Consider the following 17,087-nt stretch of genomic DNA (forward strand, 5'->3'; position numbering starts at 1 on the left):
GAACAGAAACCGGTGCAGGCGCAAATGCAAATACCGTATTTATAAATAAAATGTGTAGCTTGCACTGTCAACGCTGGGATTATGCGGATTTTTCATGCTGCAACTGCGTTGAGTAACGGTACTAATAACAACGCTGATAACCGCTATACTTTTTAGCCACGTTTGGCGGATGCCCTGGCAATGGCATTAAAACAATCACACTTTTCTGTGACTGGCGTTACAATCGATCTCAGTCACAATTCTCAAAATCAGAAGAGTATTGCTAATGAAAAACATCAATCCAACGCAGACCTCAGCCTGGCAGGCACTACAAAAACACTTTGAAGAAATGAAAGACGTTACTATCGCGGATCTTTTCGCGAAAGATAGCGATCGTTTCACTAAGTTTTCCGCGACGTTTGACGATTTGATGCTGGTGGATTTCTCCAAAAACCGCATCACTGAAGAGACGCTGGCTAAACTGCAGGATCTGGCGAAAGAAACCGATTTGGCAGGCGCCATCAAGTCCATGTTCTCCGGTGAGAAAATCAACCGCACTGAAGACCGTGCCGTGCTGCACGTGGCGCTGCGCAACCGTAGCAATACGCCAATCATTGTTGATGGCAAAGATGTCATGCCGGAAGTGAACGCAGTGCTGGAGAAGATGAAATCTTTCTCTGAAGCGATCATCTCCGGAAGCTGGAAAGGCTATACAGGTAAAGCCATCACTGATGTAGTAAACATCGGTATCGGCGGTTCTGACCTTGGCCCGTTCATGGTGACCGAAGCGCTGCGTCCGTATAAAAATCACCTGAACATGCACTTTGTGTCTAACGTCGATGGTACGCACATTGCCGAAGTGCTGAAAAAAGTGAACCCGGAAACCACGCTGTTCCTAGTCGCTTCCAAAACCTTCACTACCCAGGAAACCATGACCAACGCCCACAGCGCGCGCGACTGGTTCCTGGCGACCGCAGGCGACAACAAGCACGTTGCCAAACACTTCGCTGCGCTCTCCACTAACGGTAAAGCGGTTGGCGAGTTCGGTATTGATACTGCCAATATGTTCGAGTTCTGGGACTGGGTTGGCGGTCGTTACTCCCTGTGGTCTGCAATCGGTCTGTCCATCATCCTGTCCGTGGGCTTCGATAACTTTGTTGAGCTGCTCTCCGGCGCGCATGCGATGGACAAACACTTCTCCACCACTCCGGCTGAGAAAAACCTGCCGGTGCTGCTGGCGCTGATCGGTATCTGGTACAACAACTTCTTCGGTGCCGAAACCGAAGCGATTCTGCCTTATGACCAGTATATGCACCGTTTCGCGGCTTACTTCCAGCAGGGCAACATGGAATCCAACGGTAAATATGTTGACCGTAACGGCAATGCGGTGGATTACCAGACAGGCCCAATCATCTGGGGTGAGCCGGGTACTAACGGCCAGCATGCGTTCTACCAGCTGATTCACCAGGGCACCAAAATGGTTCCGTGCGATTTCATCGCGCCGGCAATCACCCACAACCCGCTGTCGGATCACCATCCGAAACTGCTGTCTAACTTCTTCGCGCAAACCGAAGCGCTGGCATTCGGTAAATCTCGTGAAGTGGTTGAGCAGGAATACCGCGACCAGGGTAAAGATCCGGCAACGCTGGACCACGTTGTGCCGTTCAAAGTGTTCGAAGGTAACCGTCCAACGAACTCCATCCTGCTGCGCGAAATCACGCCGTTCAGCCTGGGTGCGCTGATTGCACTGTACGAACACAAAATCTTCACTCAGGGCGCTATCCTGAACATCTTCACCTTTGACCAGTGGGGCGTTGAGCTGGGCAAACAGCTGGCAAACCGCATTCTGCCAGAGCTGAAAGATGGTTCTGAAGTGAGCAGCCACGACAGTTCCACCAACGGTTTGATTAACCGTTATAAGTCCTGGCGTGGCTGATGGCGCTACGCTTATCAGGCCTACAGGCACACACTTGTAGGCCGGATAAGGCGTTTAGCCGCATCCGGCATTAATGAAATAAAAAGCCGATATTAATATCGGCTTTTTTTATAAGAATGCTACAGGATATCTACGTTTTATCTTCACACCTTAATTGAGTTTAATCCTAAAATAATTTTCTTAATGTTGTTTAATTTCTGATGTTTTCGGATTTACCGGATATTGCATTTAAATTTTTATATTTTAATTTATTGATTTATTTGTATTTGTTGTATTTTTTAAATATTTATACTTTCATTATCTAATTATCCTAAATTCCCGCGTGGCGTAATTTGCACACTTTGGCTTGTGTATACTCGATCTCGCCCGAAATTCTTTTGGGTAAATCTCCATTCATACAATGAAGGGAATTTGTGATGAAAAAAGTTCTGTATGGCCTGTGGGCTATATCTGCGCTTGCGGCGACTTCTGTCTATGCCGCCCCCGTTCAGGTGGGTGAGGCTGCAGGGTCGGCTGCCGCGTCGGTTTCGGCAGGAAGTTCCTCCGCAACCAGCGTGAGCACCGTAAGTTCTGCGGTGGGGGTTGCCCTGGCGGCGACCGGTGGCGGCGATGGTTCTAATACCGGAACCACAACCACCACAACCACCAGTACCCAGTAATAAAGGTACGTTTAATTCTAACCACACTTCGGTGTGGTTATTTTGAATTGCCAAAAGTCTGTGGGATTTGTAGGCCGGGTAAGCGTTGCGCCACCCGGCAATAATGCGGAGAAACGTCGTGAAGCGACCAGCGCTCATAATGGTTTGCCTGTTACTGCAGGCGTGCTCAGCCACCACCGAAGGGTTGGGGCATTCGCTGTGGGATAGCGTGTTTGGTACTCCCGGCGTACAGATGACGGACGATGAAATCCAAAATATGCCCTACGCCAGCCAGTATATGCAGCTAAACGGCGGCCCCCAGTTGTTTGTGGTACTCGCATTTGCGGAAAACGGACAGCAGAAATGGGTGACTCAGGATCGGGCTATTCTCGTCACGCAGCATGGGCGCATTGTGAAAACGCATCTCGGCGGGGATAACCTAATCGAGGTGAATAATCTGGCGGCAGACCCACTCATCAAACCCAATCAGATAGTTGATGGCGCAACATGGACCCGCACGATGGGCTGGACCGAGCATCAGCAGGTACGCTATGCCACCGCACGCTCGGTTTTCACATGGGATGGCGCAGACACCATCAAGGTCGGCAACGATGACACGCCGGTACGGATCCTCGATGAAGAGGTAACCACCGATCAAACGCGCTGGCATAACCGCTACTGGATCGACAGTGAAGGGCAGATTCGCCAGTCGGTACAGTATCTTGGCGCGCATTACTTCCCGGTGAAAACCACGCTGATTAAGGCGGCAAAATCATGATCAAACGAGCCGTTATGGCGCTGCTGTTGAGCCTGAGCGCTGCGTCTGTTTTTGCTGCGGGCAGCGTTAAGGTCTTTACCTCCGCCAGCGAAGAGCCAAAAACGCTGACCGGGGCCGAACACCTGCTCGACCTGGTCGGACAGCCGCGGTTGAGCAATAGCTGGTGGCCAGGCGCGGTTATCAGCGAAGAGCGGGCGACGACGGAGGCGGAACGTCAGCAGCAGGCGTTACTGGCTCGCCTGGCGACGCTGGGGGCCGAAGAAAGCGGTGACGATGCTGCCGCTATCAACGCATTACGCCAGCAAATTCAGGCGTTGAAGGTGACCGGAAGGCAGATGATTAATCTTGACCCGGATGTTGTGCGCGTTAGCGAGCGAGGCAACCCGCCGTTGCAGGGCAATTACACGCTATGGGTCGGAGCGCAGCCAACGCATATCACGCTGTTTGGCCTGCTAAGCCATCCGGGTAAACAACCGTTTATGCCCGGGCGTGATGTTGCCAGTTATCTCGATGGACAAAGTCGGCTCAGCGGTGCGGATCGTAGCTTCGCCTGGGTTATCTATCCCGACGGGCGCACGCAAAAAGTACCGGTCGCTTACTGGAACAAACGTCACGTTGAGCCGATGCCCGGCAGCATCATTTATGTCGGACTCTCTGATGCTGTCTGGAGCAGCACCCCGGATGAAATCAATGCCGACATTCTTCGCACCCTGACCCAGCGGATACCCGAATAATGAGAAAAACTTACCTGCTCAGCTTACTGGCGCTGGGCGTAAGCGTTGCCTGCCATGGTGAAACCTGGCCCGCGCCCATTGGGCCTTCCCAGTCCGATTTTGGTGGCGTGGGGCTGCTGCAAACCCCAACCGCACGCATGGCGCGCGAGGGCGAAATGAGCCTCAACTACCGCGATAACGATCAGTACCGCTACTACTCTGCGTCAGTGCAGCTCTTCCCGTGGCTGGAAACCACGCTGCGCTACACCGATGTGCGTACCAAACAATACAGTAGCGTGGAGTCGTTTTCTGGCGATCAGACTTACAAGGATAAAGCTTTTGATCTCAAACTGCGGCTGTGGGAAGAGAGCTACTGGATGCCACAGGTGGCTGTTGGCGCACGAGATATTGGCGGGACTGGCCTGTTCGATGCGGAGTATATTGTGGCGAATAAAGCCTGGGGACCGTTTGATTTCTCGCTTGGTCTGGGTTGGGGATATCTCGGTACCAGCGGCAACGTCAGCAATCCGTTTTGCTCATACAGCGATAAATTCTGCTATCGCGATAACAGCTACAAGCAGGCCGGTTCTATTGACGGCAGCCAGATGTTCCACGGCCCGGCATCGCTTTTTGGTGGCGTCGAATATCAGACGCCCTGGCAGCCGTTGCGTCTGAAACTGGAGTATGAGGGAAACAATTACCAGCAGGATTTTGCGGGCAAGCTGGATCAGAAGAGCAAGTTTAACGTCGGCGCTATTTATCGCGTCACCGATTGGGCCGACGTTAACCTCAGCTATGAGCGCGGGAACACCTTTATGTTTGGGGTCACGCTGCGGACTAACTTCAACGATCTGCGGCCAAACTATAACGACAATGCCCGCCCGAAATACCAGCCACAGCCGCAGGATGCCATCCTGCAACACTCGGTGGTGGCGAATCAGCTAACGCTGCTGAAATATAACGCCGGACTGGCCGATCCTAAAATTCAGGTGCAGGGAGATACGCTGTATGTGACCGGTGAACAGGTGAAATACCGTGATTCGCGCGAAGGGATCGGACGTGCCAACCGGATCGTGATGAACGATCTTCCCGACGGGATCCGCACGATCCGTATTACGGAAAATCGTCTTAACTTACCGCAGGTGACGACCGAAACGGAGGTTTCCAGCCTCAAGCGCCATCTGGAAGGCGAACCGTTGGGCCATGAAACCCAGCTGGCGCAAAAACGCGTTGAGCCCGTGGTGCCGAAAACGACCGAGCAGGGTTGGTATATCGATAAGTCACGCTTCGATTTCCACATTGATCCGGTGCTTAACCAGTCCGTGGGCGGCCCGGAAAACTTCTATATGTATCAGTTGGGCGTGATGGGAACGGCGGATTGGTGGGTTACCGATCACCTGCTGACCACCGGGAGTTTGTTCGCCAACCTCGCCAATAACTATGACAAATTTAACTACACCAACCCGCCGCAGGATTCGCATTTACCACGAGTGCGTACCCACGTGCGCGAGTATGTGCAAAACGATGTCTACGTGAATAACCTGCAGGCCAACTACTTCCAGTCACTCGGAAACGGGTTCTACGGACAGGTTTACGGTGGCTATCTGGAAACCATGTACGGCGGAGCGGGGGTGGAAGTGCTGTATCGTCCGCTGGACAGCAACTGGGCGTTTGGTGTTGATGCCAACTACGTGAAACAGCGTGACTGGCGTAGCGCGCAGGACATGATGAAATTCACCGACTACAGCGTGAAGACCGGGCATTTGACGGCTTACTGGAATCCTTCATTCGCCCAGGATGTACTGGTGAAAGCCAGCGTGGGTCAGTATCTGGCGGGGGATAAGGGCGGAACGCTGGAAGTGGCGAAACGCTTTGACAGCGGTGTGGTGGTAGGCGGCTATGCGACCATCACTGACGCCTCGCCGGATGAGTACGGAGAGGGTGATTTTACCAAAGGGGTATACGTTTCCGTGCCACTGGACCTGTTCTCGTCAGGTCCGACCCGCAGCCGCGCGGCGATTGGCTGGACGCCGCTAACGCGTGATGGCGGCCAGCAGCTTGGACGTAAGTTTGGTCTGTACGACATGACCAGCGATCGCAGCGTGAATTTCCGTTAATCGAGCTAACCGGCAAGTTATATGCGACGCAATAATTTTGCCGGGTTTCCCGCATACACGCCTTTCTCGGTGATCGATTTAGTCACCACGCTCCCTGCGCCGATGACCGCGCCATCGCAAATAGTGACCGCCAGAATGGTCGCGCCACTGCCGATCGAAACATCGTCGCCAATGATAATTCTTCCCCAACTGTTGCGGTCGGCGTTGGGTTTTCCTTCGCGAAACATATCGTTGGCGAACATCACGCCATGACCGATAAAACAGCGGGCTCCGAGGGTGACATATTCGCAGATGAAGGTGTGCGACTGAATTTTGCTGTCTGCACCAATCTGCGTATTGCCCTGGATTTCAACAAATGGTCCGACAAAAACGTTGTCACCCAATGTGCAGTCGTAGAGATTGGCGGGTTCATAAATCACCACGTTCTCACCGCAGGTAACGTTGCGGACAGCGGATTGTCTTAGCTGCATACTTCATCCTGTGAAATGTGTCGTGACATTCATCATTCCCCACTGACCTTTCTTGCACAAAACATAAACAAAAAATGTAGATCTCTGTCACATTTTTGCGTTATACAGGAACCCTGTCACTGAGTAAGAGGTGCTGTTATGACGTCGCTATCTCGTCCGCGCGTGGAGTTTATCTCCACCATCTTACAGACCGTGTTGAATCTGGGGCTGCTGAGTCTGGGTCTGATCCTGGTTGTATTCCTCGGGAAAGAAACGCTGCATCTGGCAGATGTGCTGTTCGCGCCGGAACAAACCAGCAAGTATGAGCTGGTGGAAGGGCTGGTGGTTTACTTCCTCTACTTTGAATTTATCGCGCTGATTGTGAAGTACTTTCAGTCAGGGTTTCACTTTCCGTTGCGCTATTTTGTCTATATTGGGATCACCGCGATTGTGCGGTTGATCATCGTCGATCATAAAGCGCCGATGGATGTGCTGATCTATTCCGCGGCGATCCTGCTGCTGGTGATCACCCTGTGGCTGTGTAATTCTAAACGGCTGAAGCGAGAGTAACAGACAACACGCCGCAATCGGGCTGCGGCGTGTAGATGTGGTTAATTACTGGCGAATATCTTAATCAGGCCGATTCTATTTGCTTTCATTTACGGTTTCCATCATGAGCTGTTGCTGCTTTTCTTTGGACAGGCGAGCGATGCCAAATCCAGTGAAACCCCATAGCGTCGCAAAGAAAATGCCACTCCAGCAGAGAATAGCCCACGGAAGATAGCTTAATGTAGCAACACCAAGCGTACCAGCCATGTAGGCACCCGCGGCAGTCCAGGGCAGAATCGGTTCAAATATGGTGGCAGAGTCTTCTACAGTCCTCGCCAGATTTTTTGGGTGTAGACCGCGCTCAATATAAGCACTTCGTAACATTTCAATCGGGATCAGGATTGAGATCTGACCATTACAGGTCACGCTAATCATTGTTAAACCACAGGCAATAGTCGCAAGAATCATGGTTCCTGTGGAATGAACTAATTTGAGCAGATTATGGACGATGACTTCTAAAGCGCCGCTCAAGGCCAATGTTCCCGCGAATGAAAGGGCGCAGAAACAAATAAGCAACGTACTCATCATCGAGTTCATGCCACCGCGGTTAAGCAAATTACCTAATAGCGGATTAACATCTTTATCGGTAAGCATTGAAACGTTAAATCCGTCTACTGCACTTTTTACAATGTCGTGTAGTGCGAAACCCTGAATGACGCTGGCGTTGATCATGGCTACCAGTGCCGAAACAAGCATAATTGGAATAGTTGGTTTCTTGGTAATCGAACCGTACAGGACAATGGCAATGGGTAGCAATAACAACAAATTAAAATGATAAATTCCCTTTAATCCTTCTGTAATTAGCTGAACTTTGTCGGGAACGGTTGAGCCGCCGAGATCGCCATTCATTCCATAGAGGGTCATAACAACGGCTGACAGAATCAATGAAGGAAGGGTTGTGTAAAGTAAATGAGCGATGTGTTCATAGAGATCTATCTGGGCTGCCATCGCGGCCAGGTTAGTGTCGCCAGAAAGGGGAGACAGTTTGTCCCCGAAATAAGCTCCCGCCACAATAGCGCCAGCAGTTGCTGCCAGATTAGCCTCCATTCCGATGGCCACACCCATAAACGCTACACCGACGGTGCCTGCCGATCCCCAGGATGTCCCTGTGCATACAGAGACGACGGCAGTAACGAGCAGTGCCGTCACATAGATCATTGAAGGATTTATCAGATTAAGGCCGTAATAAATCATCAGCGGAATAGTACCGCCTATCATCCATGTCCCAATCAGGAGACCCACGCTGATCAAAATTAGCAGAGCAGGCATTGTTTTGGCGATTTTCTGCGATATTGATTCAAGGATTGCATTGTAGCCGTACCCCAACCGCTTAACTAACAGCGCAGCAATGACGGTTGAAAGAACCATTAATGGCTCAGGTGGCAGATCGAAAGCTGCATAGCCAACTCCCAGCAATAGAACCATCGCTAGTATTGGTAACAATGATTCCACCAGAGTTGGTGTTCTTGGAGTATTGTTATTATTCATGGAGGGAAACTCCTGTAGTGAAGGGTATGCTCTGATAAATCCGTTCAAATGCTTGTGTAAGAATGGTTCTCGGCGTGGCGATGTTCACACGGAAAAAACCAAGTCCTTCATCGCCAAAATCTGATCCCCAACTCATCTCAACACCTGCGAGCGAGACAAACCAATGACGTAGTTGCTCTTCGCTGATGTTCATCGCTCGGTAGTCGATCCACAACATGTAAGTTCCACCACCAGAGGCGACAACCCAGTCTGGAAAGTGAGCCTGGCAGAATGATTGAACCCATCTCCTGTTTTCGTCCAGATAATCTTTTAGTGCTGCTAACCAAGAATCGCCATGCCGGTATGCGGAGAGAAATGCAGGAACAGAGAAATAACCAGGATTATGAATACCTGCTGCAATAAGTGCTGATTTAAACTTTTCTCGGTACTTATCATTAGCAATAACAATATTGGCGATTTCAAGACCGGCCATATTGAATGTTTTTGCTGGAGATGTACAAATAAATGAGTTTTGTGCAACGTATGAGCTTATCGAAGAAATGGTTTGATGTTTTTTATTATTAAAATTGAAATCGGCATGAACATCATCAGAAATAATAAAAATATTATATTTTTCTGCTAATAATGCTATTTTTCTTAAATTATGTTCTGACCAGATTGTTCCGGTTGGATTATGCGGAGATATTAGAATGAAACAACAAGCTATTTTAAATTTTTCTTCGAGATCTGCAAAGTCTATTTCATAGTGGCGGTCACGATAAAGCAACGCACTTTCCAGCAATACTCTATGGTTGACTTCAACTGCATGACTAATAGGGTGATAGGCCGGTGCCAGGCTGACAATGGCATCTCCCGGCTGGGTAAAATTTTGGATATATAATGAGACGGCTTGTACCACACGTGGGCAAAAAACAATGTGTTCAGGATTAACCGTCCAGGTATAATGGCGTTGGTACCACTGCGCCGTAACCTGCTGCCAGTCATCACTTAATAATGTATAACCGTAGATACCTTTCTGGTTTGCGGCTGATAATTCAGAAATTATAAAATCAGCTACGGGGATATCCATATCAGCTACAGATAGAGGGATGATGTCCCGTCTCTTGTTATTATATTTGGCGCTATAAGTTTCGTCGCGTGAAATAACCTTATCAAAATTATAAACTTTCATATTTGTTACCCGCCCGATTTTATCGTTAGGGTAATGTAATATTTCACGAGTGGAACTGTTATTCTGTATTTTGTTTTCGTCATTATGAAAATTTGCATATGTGATGCTTATCACAAAGATGTTAACTATCTGTCAATAAAAATAATCCAGTGAGTGTAAACGTTTTACATCGCATAAGCGTATGGAATTTACATAAAAAAAGGGCGCTCCGTAGAGCGCCGAATAACAGTCACAGGTTGGGATAACATAAGTTGAGGGTTGCAGTGGCATTGCCCGTTGCCGGGCAGGTACTTCGGTAAAACTTAACCTTTCACACCGCCCGCTGTCAGCCCGTTGACCAGCCAGCGCTGTGCCAGCAGGAACACCAGAGTGATCGGAATGGCGGAAAGTACAGCTGCGGCGGCAAAGTCGCCCCACAAATAGTTCTGTGGATTGAGGTACTGCTGCATACCTACCGCAAGGGTATAGCTGTCCACATCACGCAGCAGCAGTGACGCGACCGGTACTTCGGTAATAGCGGCAATGAAAGACAGAATAAACACGACCGCCAGAATTGGTACGGAAAGCGGCAGCAGCACCAGGCGGAATGCCTGCCACGGCGTAGCGCCATCCAGCGCGGCCGCTTCTTCCAGCGAACCGTCGATGGTTTCGAAATAGCCCTTAATCGTCCACACATGCAGCGCGATACCGCCGAGATAAGCGAAGATCACGCCACCGTGTGTGTTCAGACCAATAAACGGAATGTACTGGCCCAGGCGGTCAAACAAGGCATACAGCGCGACCAGAGACAGCACCGCCGGGAACATCTGGAAAATCAGCATCCCTTTCAGCAGGGTTGCTTTGCCCGGGAAACGCATACGGGCAAAGGCGTAAGCACAGGTGGTGGAAAGCGTCACGATACCGATCGCGGTAATGCTGGCCACTTTCACCGAGTTCCACAGCCATAACAGTACCGGGAACGGCGGTGGCGTCACGCGGCCATCCGCGTGCTCAACACTAAAGCCCAGCGCCAGTTTCCAGTGTTCCCAGGAGATGTTTTCCGGGATCAGGCTGCCGGTGGCAAAGTTACCTTCGCGCAGCGAGATAGCGATAACCATCAGCAGCGGGAACATGATTGCTGCGATAAAAATCAGCAACCCTAAGTGCGTTGCGAATAAACGTAACTTCTGAGATTTGGGTTGAACCATAGCCATAATATTTTTACTCCCCTTGATACCGCTCCAGGCTATTTTGCTTGCCATTTTGAACTCGGGCAGTGCTCAGAATCCTCACGTACTACGTGTACGCTCCGGTTCTTCCGCGCTGGCCGAGCTCAAACTGCCCGCGCCAATGACGCCTGGTTATTCCAATTAATCAAACTTCATACGTGTGGCTTTCAGGTTCACAATCGCCAGAGCGCCGACCAGCAGGAAGATCAGTGTGGCAATTGCTGCTGCCAGACCGAAGTCCTGACCACCGCCGCCTTCAAAGGCGATACGGTAGGTGTAGCTCACGAGCAGATCGGTATAGCCTGCTGGAGTGGTGGTGCCAAGACGGTCCGGGCCACCGTTGGTCAACAGCTGGATCAGCACGAAGTTGTTAAAGTTAAAGGCGAAGCTGGCGATCATCAGCGGCGTCAGCGGCTTAATCAGCAGCGGTAGCGTAATCTTAAAGAAGTTCTGGAACGGGCCTGCGCCATCCATCGCCGAGGCTTCATACAGGTCGTCAGGGATCGCTTTCAGCAGACCCATGCACAGGATCATCATGTACGGATAGCCCAGCCAGGTGTTGACGATAATAATCATCGAACGCGCGGTGGTTGGATCGCTGAACCAGGCCGGTTTGATGCCAAACAGAGCGCTCAGCATCATGTTGATTTCACCAAAGCTCTGGTTGAACAGCCCTTTGAAAATCAGAATCGAGATAAACGACGGTACGGCATACGGCAGAATCAGCAGCACACGGTAAATCGCTTTGCCTTTAAGAGATTCCCACTGTACGAGACAGGCCAGCACCATACCCACGGCAACGGTCAAAATAACGGTCAGTACCGAGAAGACCACCGTCCAGACGAAGATGGCGAAGAACGGTTTCTGGATACCTTCGTCGGTAAACACGCGAGTGAAGTTATCCCAGCCAATGGTAACGGTATAGCCTGGGCTGAGTTTTTCGCTGCCCCAGCTACCGTCAGCGTTAATCGCCTGATAATAGCCAATATCGTTGTTGGCGCGGTATTTTACACCGCTCTGGCTGTTGGTGAGCGTACCGTCATCCGCGAGCGTATAGAGTGGCTGTGTGCCGGAAAACTGGCGTAGCGAACTCATGGTAACTTTGCTTTCATCCGGCAGGATGGCGGTCAGTTGGGTAAGCGCCTGTCGATTCTGCGTGATGATACGCAGCGTTGCACGTTCGCCCGCCGGCAGCGCCTCGGCTTCTTTCAGTTGCAGTTTCTGCTCGCCGCCAAATTTAAAGGTGTCGGAGAGATAATTCTTGCCAGTTTCACCGTCGGTGAGGGCCAGTTGCCACTCATCACCCGCCGGATACAGGCCAAAGTTGTAGGTTTTACCTGCCTGATAAGAACGATCCATCAGGACTTCCTGAGCACGTTCAAAGGTTAACTGGTTGGTGCTGCTGTAGTTGGTAAAGGCAATCGCGATAGTACAAATCAGCGGAAAAAGGACAAACAGCCCCATACCGGCAACGCCAGGGTAAACATAGCGCCAGGCATAGGCTTTACGGTTAGCGAAAATATACAGGCCAGCAGAGCTTAAAATCAGCGTCATGATGGCAAACAGGTACTCCCCCTGAGCGTACATCAAAACAACAAGGTAACCGACCAGCAGCCCAAGCAGACCCATCACTGACCATTTCAGCGTGTCGCTTTGCCACCAGTGTTTCTTTTTAATGACATCCATGGGGTTCAATCCTCAACAACAATGAAAACCTGTTGGTCAGCATGCCTGATGGCGCTGCGCTTATCAGGCCTACAGGGTATGTAGGCCGGATAAGGCATTTATGCCGCCATCCGGCACGTTCACAACTGCATTACTTGGTGATACGACCCTGCGCGTCTTTCAGCGCGGCATCGACGGTCTGACGGCCGCTGGCTGCGTTGATCACTGCGGTACGAACGGCATACCAGAATGCGGACATCTGCGGGATGTTCGGCATGATTTCGCCTTTCTGGGCGTTATCCATGGTGGCGGCGATACGTGGATCTTTCGCTAACTGCTCCTGGAAGGATTTCAGCGCAACGGCGCCCAGCGGTTTATCCTTGTTCACTTCATCCAGACCCTGATCGGTCAGCAGGTAGTTTTCGAGGAACTCTTTCGCCAGTTCTTTGTTCGGGCTGGCGGCGTTGATACCGGCGCTCAGAACGCCAACAAACGGTTTAGACGCTTTGCCTTTGAAGGTTGGCAGCAGCGTGACGCCGTAGTTGATTTTGCTCTTGTCGATGTTGGACCACGCCCACGGACCGTTAATGGTCATCGCGGTATCGCCTTTGTTAAAGGCCGCTTCGGCGATGGAGTAGTCGGTATCCGCGTTCATGTGTTTGTTCTTGATCAGATCAACCAGGAAGGTCAGACCCGCTTTCGCGCCAGCGTTATCCACGCCCACGTCTTTCACATCGTACTTACCGTTCTCAAACTTGAACGCGTAACCACCGTCGGCAGCAATCAGCGGCCAGGTGAAGTACGGTTCTTGCAGGTTAAACATCAGCGCGGATTTACCTTTCGCCTTCAGCTCTTTATCCAGCGCAGGAATTTCTTCCCAGGTCTTCGGTGGGTTTGGAACGAGGTCTTTGTTGTAAATCAGCGACAGCGCTTCAACCGCGATCGGGTAGGCAATCAGTTTGCCGTTATAGCGTACGGCATCCCAGGTGAACGGGTAGAGTTTGTCCTGGAACGCTTTATCAGGCGTGATTTCAGCCAGCAGGCCAGACTGAGCGTAGCCGCCAAAGCGGTCATGTGCCCAGAAGATGATGTCCGGGCCGTCGCCGGTCGCGGCAACCTGTGGGAATTTCTCTTCCAGTTTGTCCGGATGCTCAATAGTGACTTTGATACCGGTGTCTTTCTCGAATTTTTTGCCCACTTCAGCGAGGCCGTTATAGCCTTTGTCGCCGTTAATCCAGATAACCAGCTTACCTTCTTCAATCTTGGCGAGAGCCGAGGCGGAAAACATCATCGTCGTTAATGCAGACAATGCGAGGATGCGTGCGCCAGTTTTGATTTTCATAGTTCCCATCCTGTTTGGTGATTTTGCAGAGGTGGCTTAACGGTTACTAGTTTCTTTATACGACAACCTCTTTCCATCCTCCTTACCCCTACGCCCCACCCGCTCTTTATGTGATCTGTGTTACATAAATGTGAGTATTGCGCACTGGCGCACATAAAAACCCACTGATTTTTGCAGGCTGCATCACGAAATTCCTCCGCTGCGTACGGCCCGGGTCTCAGACGCTGCTCTCTCATCCTCCCGCCTCCTCCCCCATAAAAAAGCCGGGGGGTGGAGGATTCACACAGTCAAGGGATCGCGCATAGTCAGCCCATCATGAATGTTGCTGTCGATGACAGGTTGTAACGAAGGGAGAAGGGCATGGCGAGCGTACAGCTACGAAATGTAACGAAAGCCTGGGGTGACGTGGTGGTATCGAAAGATATCAATCTCGACATTCACGAAGGGGAATTCGTGGTGTTTGTCGGACCGTCAGGCTGCGGTAAGTCGACCTTGCTGCGTATGATCGCCGGACTTGAAACCATCACCAGTGGTGACCTGTTTATCGGGGAGACCCGGATGAACGACATTCCGCCCGCCGAACGCGGTGTGGGCATGGTCTTTCAGTCCTACGCGTTGTATCCCCATTTGTCCGTCGCGGAAAACATGTCGTTCGGCCTCAAACTGGCCGGGGCGAAAAAAGAGGTGATGAACCAGCGCGTGAATCAGGTTGCGGAAGTTCTGCAACTGGCGCACCTGCTGGAGCGTAAACCAAAAGCGCTTTCCGGCGGACAACGTCAGCGTGTGGCGATTGGCCGAACGCTGGTCGCCGAACCGCGCGTTTTCCTGCTGGATGAACCGCTTTCAAACCTCGACGCCGCTCTGCGCGTGCAGATGCGCATTGAAATCTCCCGCCTGCATAAACGTCTTGGCCGCACGATGATTTACGTCACCCACGATCAGGTCGAAGCGATGACGCTGGCCGACAAAATTGTGGTGCTGGATGCCGGTCGCGTAGCGCAGGTTGGTAAGCCTCTGGAGCTGTATCACTACCCGGCTGACCGCTTTGTGGCGGGCTTCATTGGTTCCCCGAAGATGAACTTCCTGCCGGTGAAAGTCACGGCAACGGCTATCGATCAGGTGCAGGTTGAACTGCCCAACCGCCAGCAAATATGGCTCCCGGTAGACAGCCATGCGGTACAGGTTGGCGCCAACATGTCTTTAGGTATCCGCCCGGAACATCTGCTGCCCAGCGATATCGCCGATGTCACCCTCGAAGGTGAAGTGCAGGTGGTCGAGCAGCTTGGTCACGAAACACAAATTCATATCCAGATCCCCGCCATCCGTCAAAACCTGGTTTACCGCCAGAACGACGTGGTGTTGGTAGAAGAGGGTGCCACATTCGCTATCGGCCTGCCGCCAGAGCGTTGCCATCTGTTCCGTGAGGATGGCACTGCATGTCGTCGGTTGCACCAAGAGCCGGGCGTTTAAGGTGTCCCATTAAAAAAAACGCAAATCCGTCAAGGTGAAGCGTTCAAAGAAAAGCAATGATCTCAGGAGATAGAACGATGATTACTCTGCGCAAACTCCCTCTGGCGGTTGCTGTAGCAGCAGGCATTATGTCTGTTCAGGCAATGGCTGTGGATTTCCATGGTTATGCTCGTTCCGGCATTGGCTGGACAGGTAGCGGCGGTGAACAACAGTGTTTCCAGGCAACAGGTGCACAAAGTAAATACCGTCTTGGTAACGAATGTGAAACCTATGCGGAAATTAAATTAGGTCAGGAAGTGTGGAAAGAGGGCGATAAGAGCTTCTACTTCGATACTAACGTTGCCTATTCCGTTGCACAGCAAAATGACTGGGAAGCGACCGATCCTGCTTTCCGCGAAGCCAACGTGCAGGGTAAAAACCTGATTGAATGGCTGCCGGGTTCCACCATCTGGGCCGGTAAACGTTTCTATCAGCGTCATGACGTCCACATGATCGACTTCTACTACTGGGATATTTCAGGTCCTGGTGCGGGTCTGGAAAACATCGATGTAGGCTTCGGTAAACTGTCTCTGGCTGCAACCCGTTCTTCTGAAGCGGGCGGTTCTTCCTCCTTCGCCAGCAACAGCATTTATGATTACACCACCCGTACCGCGAACGACGTGTTTGACGTTCGTTTAGCGCAGATGGAAATTAACCCAGGCGGTACGCTGGAACTGGGCGTTGACTACGGTCGTGCAAACCCGCGCGATGATTATCGCCTGGTTGACGGCGCATCTAAAGATGGCTGGATGTTCACCGCTGAACACACCCAAAGCATGCTGAAAGGCTACAACAAGTTTGTGGTTCAGTACGCTACCGACTCCATGACCTCTCAGGGTAAAGGCTTGTCTCAGGGCTCTGGCGTGGGCATTGATAGCAACTCCAACTTTGCTTACGACATTAACAATAACGGCAGCCTGCTGCGTATCCTCGACCACGGCGCAATCTCTCTGGGCGATCGTTGGGACCTGATGTACGTCGGTATGTACCAGGATATCGACTGGGATAACAACAACGGCACCAAGTGGTGGACCGTGGGCGTTCGTCCAATGTTCAAATGGACGCCAATCATGAGCACCTTGTTGGAAGTGGGCTACGACAACGTCAAATCCCAGGAAACAGGCGATACCAACAACCAGTATAAAATTACTCTGGCACAACAGTGGCAGGCTGGCGACAGCATCTGGTCTCGTCCGGCTATCCGCGTCTTCGCAACCTATGCTAAGTGGGATGAGAAGTGGGGCTACGACTACAACGGTAACCCATCTAATAACGCGAACTTCGGTAAAGCAGTTAAAGACGGCTTTAACGGCGGCTCCTTTGGCCGTGGCGACAGCGATGAATGGACCTTCGGTGCCCAGATGGAAATCTGGTGGTAATCCAGCACTAACCTGACGTAAAGACCGAAAGAGGGGCGCAAGCCCCTCTTGATTACGGTTTAGCGCGCTATTGCCTGGCCACCGCTGAACCCATGCTATCTGAGGT

14 protein-coding genes are annotated in these 17,087 nt (G+C 51.4%); 8 read left to right on the plus strand and 6 right to left on the minus strand.

The features are described from left to right. The first annotated feature begins 265 nt into the window (after positions 1-265). The 5 genes from pgi to BZK41_RS17160 all read left to right on the plus strand — a co-directional run bounded on the left by pgi (position 266) and on the right by BZK41_RS17160 (position 6,161). Entirely contained in the window at positions 266-1,915 is a 1,650-nt protein-coding gene (pgi, locus tag BZK41_RS17140; RefSeq protein ID WP_079938952.1) for a glucose-6-phosphate isomerase, read from the plus strand. Positions 1,916-2,331: 416 nt separating this feature from the next. Beyond that, positions 2,332-2,574: an exopolysaccharide production protein YjbE gene (yjbE, locus tag BZK41_RS17145; protein WP_003826562.1), complete on the plus strand. Its 243-nt coding sequence runs from the start codon at positions 2,332-2,334 to the stop codon at positions 2,572-2,574. 118 nt (positions 2,575-2,692) lie between these two features. Beyond that, positions 2,693-3,331, plus strand: coding sequence for a YjbF family lipoprotein (locus BZK41_RS17150; RefSeq protein ID WP_079938953.1), 639 nt, complete (start codon positions 2,693-2,695; stop codon positions 3,329-3,331). Continuing rightward, positions 3,328-4,065, plus strand: a complete 738-nt coding sequence (locus BZK41_RS17155; RefSeq protein WP_079938954.1) for a capsule biosynthesis GfcC family protein — start codon at positions 3,328-3,330, stop codon at positions 4,063-4,065. Before BZK41_RS17150 ends, BZK41_RS17155 begins: the two co-directional genes overlap by 4 nt. Next, positions 4,065-6,161, plus strand: a complete 2,097-nt coding sequence (locus BZK41_RS17160; protein ID WP_079938955.1) for a YjbH domain-containing protein — start codon at positions 4,065-4,067, stop codon at positions 6,159-6,161. The genes BZK41_RS17155 and BZK41_RS17160 overlap by 1 nt, the downstream gene beginning before the upstream one ends. A gap of 17 nt (positions 6,162-6,178) precedes the next feature. Here BZK41_RS17160 and BZK41_RS17165 read toward each other — a convergent pair whose 3' ends face one another. Beyond that, positions 6,179-6,631: an acyltransferase gene (locus BZK41_RS17165; protein ID WP_079938956.1), complete on the minus strand. Its 453-nt coding sequence runs from the start codon at positions 6,629-6,631 to the stop codon at positions 6,179-6,181. Positions 6,632-6,769: 138 nt separating this feature from the next. Between BZK41_RS17165 and psiE the strand changes: the two genes are divergently transcribed. Then, entirely contained in the window at positions 6,770-7,180 is a 411-nt protein-coding gene (psiE, locus tag BZK41_RS17170; protein ID WP_003031674.1) for a phosphate-starvation-inducible protein PsiE, read from the plus strand. A 75-nt stretch (positions 7,181-7,255) separates the two neighbouring features. On the opposite strand, the gene nhaC is transcribed toward psiE, so the two are convergent. The 5 genes from nhaC to malE form a co-directional block, all read right to left on the minus strand. Continuing rightward, entirely contained in the window at positions 7,256-8,707 is a 1,452-nt protein-coding gene (gene nhaC / locus BZK41_RS17175) for a Na+/H+ antiporter NhaC (RefSeq protein ID WP_043018068.1), read from the minus strand. Next, on the minus strand, positions 8,700-9,878 hold the full coding sequence (locus BZK41_RS17180) for a MalY/PatB family protein (protein WP_079939022.1): 1,179 nt from the start codon (positions 9,876-9,878) through the stop codon (positions 8,700-8,702). Before BZK41_RS17180 ends, nhaC begins: the two co-directional genes overlap by 8 nt. Positions 9,879-10,180: 302 nt before the next feature. Further along, complete coding sequence (gene malG, locus BZK41_RS17185) at positions 10,181-11,071, minus strand: maltose ABC transporter permease MalG (protein WP_079938957.1); 891 nt, start codon at positions 11,069-11,071, stop codon at positions 10,181-10,183. Between the two features lie 156 nt (positions 11,072-11,227). Continuing rightward, positions 11,228-12,772: a maltose ABC transporter permease MalF gene (malF, locus tag BZK41_RS17195; RefSeq protein WP_079938959.1), complete on the minus strand. Its 1,545-nt coding sequence runs from the start codon at positions 12,770-12,772 to the stop codon at positions 11,228-11,230. A gap of 130 nt (positions 12,773-12,902) precedes the next feature. Then, complete coding sequence (malE, locus tag BZK41_RS17200; RefSeq protein WP_057102302.1) at positions 12,903-14,093, minus strand: maltose/maltodextrin ABC transporter substrate-binding protein MalE; 1,191 nt, start codon at positions 14,091-14,093, stop codon at positions 12,903-12,905. A gap of 360 nt (positions 14,094-14,453) precedes the next feature. Between malE and malK the strand changes: the two genes are divergently transcribed. Both malK and BZK41_RS17210 read left to right on the plus strand, forming a co-directional pair. Continuing rightward, a complete protein-coding gene (gene malK, locus BZK41_RS17205; RefSeq protein WP_048215134.1) occupies positions 14,454-15,563 on the plus strand; it encodes a maltose/maltodextrin ABC transporter ATP-binding protein MalK in 1,110 nt (369 codons plus the stop codon). Positions 15,564-15,640: 77 nt separating this feature from the next. Beyond that, on the plus strand, positions 15,641-16,981 hold the full coding sequence (locus BZK41_RS17210; protein ID WP_079938960.1) for a maltoporin: 1,341 nt from the start codon (positions 15,641-15,643) through the stop codon (positions 16,979-16,981). The last annotated feature ends 106 nt before the right edge of the window (positions 16,982-17,087 follow it).

Origin of the sequence: Citrobacter sp. A316 (assembly GCF_002042945.1) — a bacterium.
Classification (GTDB): Bacteria; Pseudomonadota; Gammaproteobacteria; order Enterobacterales; family Enterobacteriaceae; genus Citrobacter; species Citrobacter portucalensis.

What these genes read in the sequence shown, in the direction of transcription:
- pgi (WP_079938952.1), top strand. Translation starts at nt 266, where the DNA reads ATGAAAAACATCAATCCAACGCAGACCTCAGCCTGGCAGGCACTACAA.
- yjbE (WP_003826562.1), top strand. Translation starts at nt 2,332, where the DNA reads ATGAAAAAAGTTCTGTATGGCCTGTGGGCTATATCTGCGCTTGCGGCG.
- BZK41_RS17155 (WP_079938954.1), top strand. Translation starts at nt 3,328, where the DNA reads ATGATCAAACGAGCCGTTATGGCGCTGCTGTTGAGCCTGAGCGCTGCG.
- BZK41_RS17160 (WP_079938955.1), top strand. Translation starts at nt 4,065, where the DNA reads ATGAGAAAAACTTACCTGCTCAGCTTACTGGCGCTGGGCGTAAGCGTT.
- BZK41_RS17165 (WP_079938956.1), bottom strand. Translation starts at nt 6,631, where the DNA reads ATGCAGCTAAGACAATCCGCTGTCCGCAACGTTACCTGCGGTGAGAAC.
- psiE (WP_003031674.1), top strand. Translation starts at nt 6,770, where the DNA reads ATGACGTCGCTATCTCGTCCGCGCGTGGAGTTTATCTCCACCATCTTA.
- nhaC (WP_043018068.1), bottom strand. Translation starts at nt 8,707, where the DNA reads ATGAATAATAACAATACTCCAAGAACACCAACTCTGGTGGAATCATTG.
- BZK41_RS17180 (WP_079939022.1), bottom strand. Translation starts at nt 9,878, where the DNA reads ATGAAAGTTTATAATTTTGATAAGGTTATTTCACGCGACGAAACTTAT.
- malG (WP_079938957.1), bottom strand. Translation starts at nt 11,071, where the DNA reads ATGGCTATGGTTCAACCCAAATCTCAGAAGTTACGTTTATTCGCAACG.
- malF (WP_079938959.1), bottom strand. Translation starts at nt 12,772, where the DNA reads ATGGATGTCATTAAAAAGAAACACTGGTGGCAAAGCGACACGCTGAAA.
- malE (WP_057102302.1), bottom strand. Translation starts at nt 14,093, where the DNA reads ATGAAAATCAAAACTGGCGCACGCATCCTCGCATTGTCTGCATTAACG.
- malK (WP_048215134.1), top strand. Translation starts at nt 14,454, where the DNA reads ATGGCGAGCGTACAGCTACGAAATGTAACGAAAGCCTGGGGTGACGTG.
- BZK41_RS17210 (WP_079938960.1), top strand. Translation starts at nt 15,641, where the DNA reads ATGATTACTCTGCGCAAACTCCCTCTGGCGGTTGCTGTAGCAGCAGGC.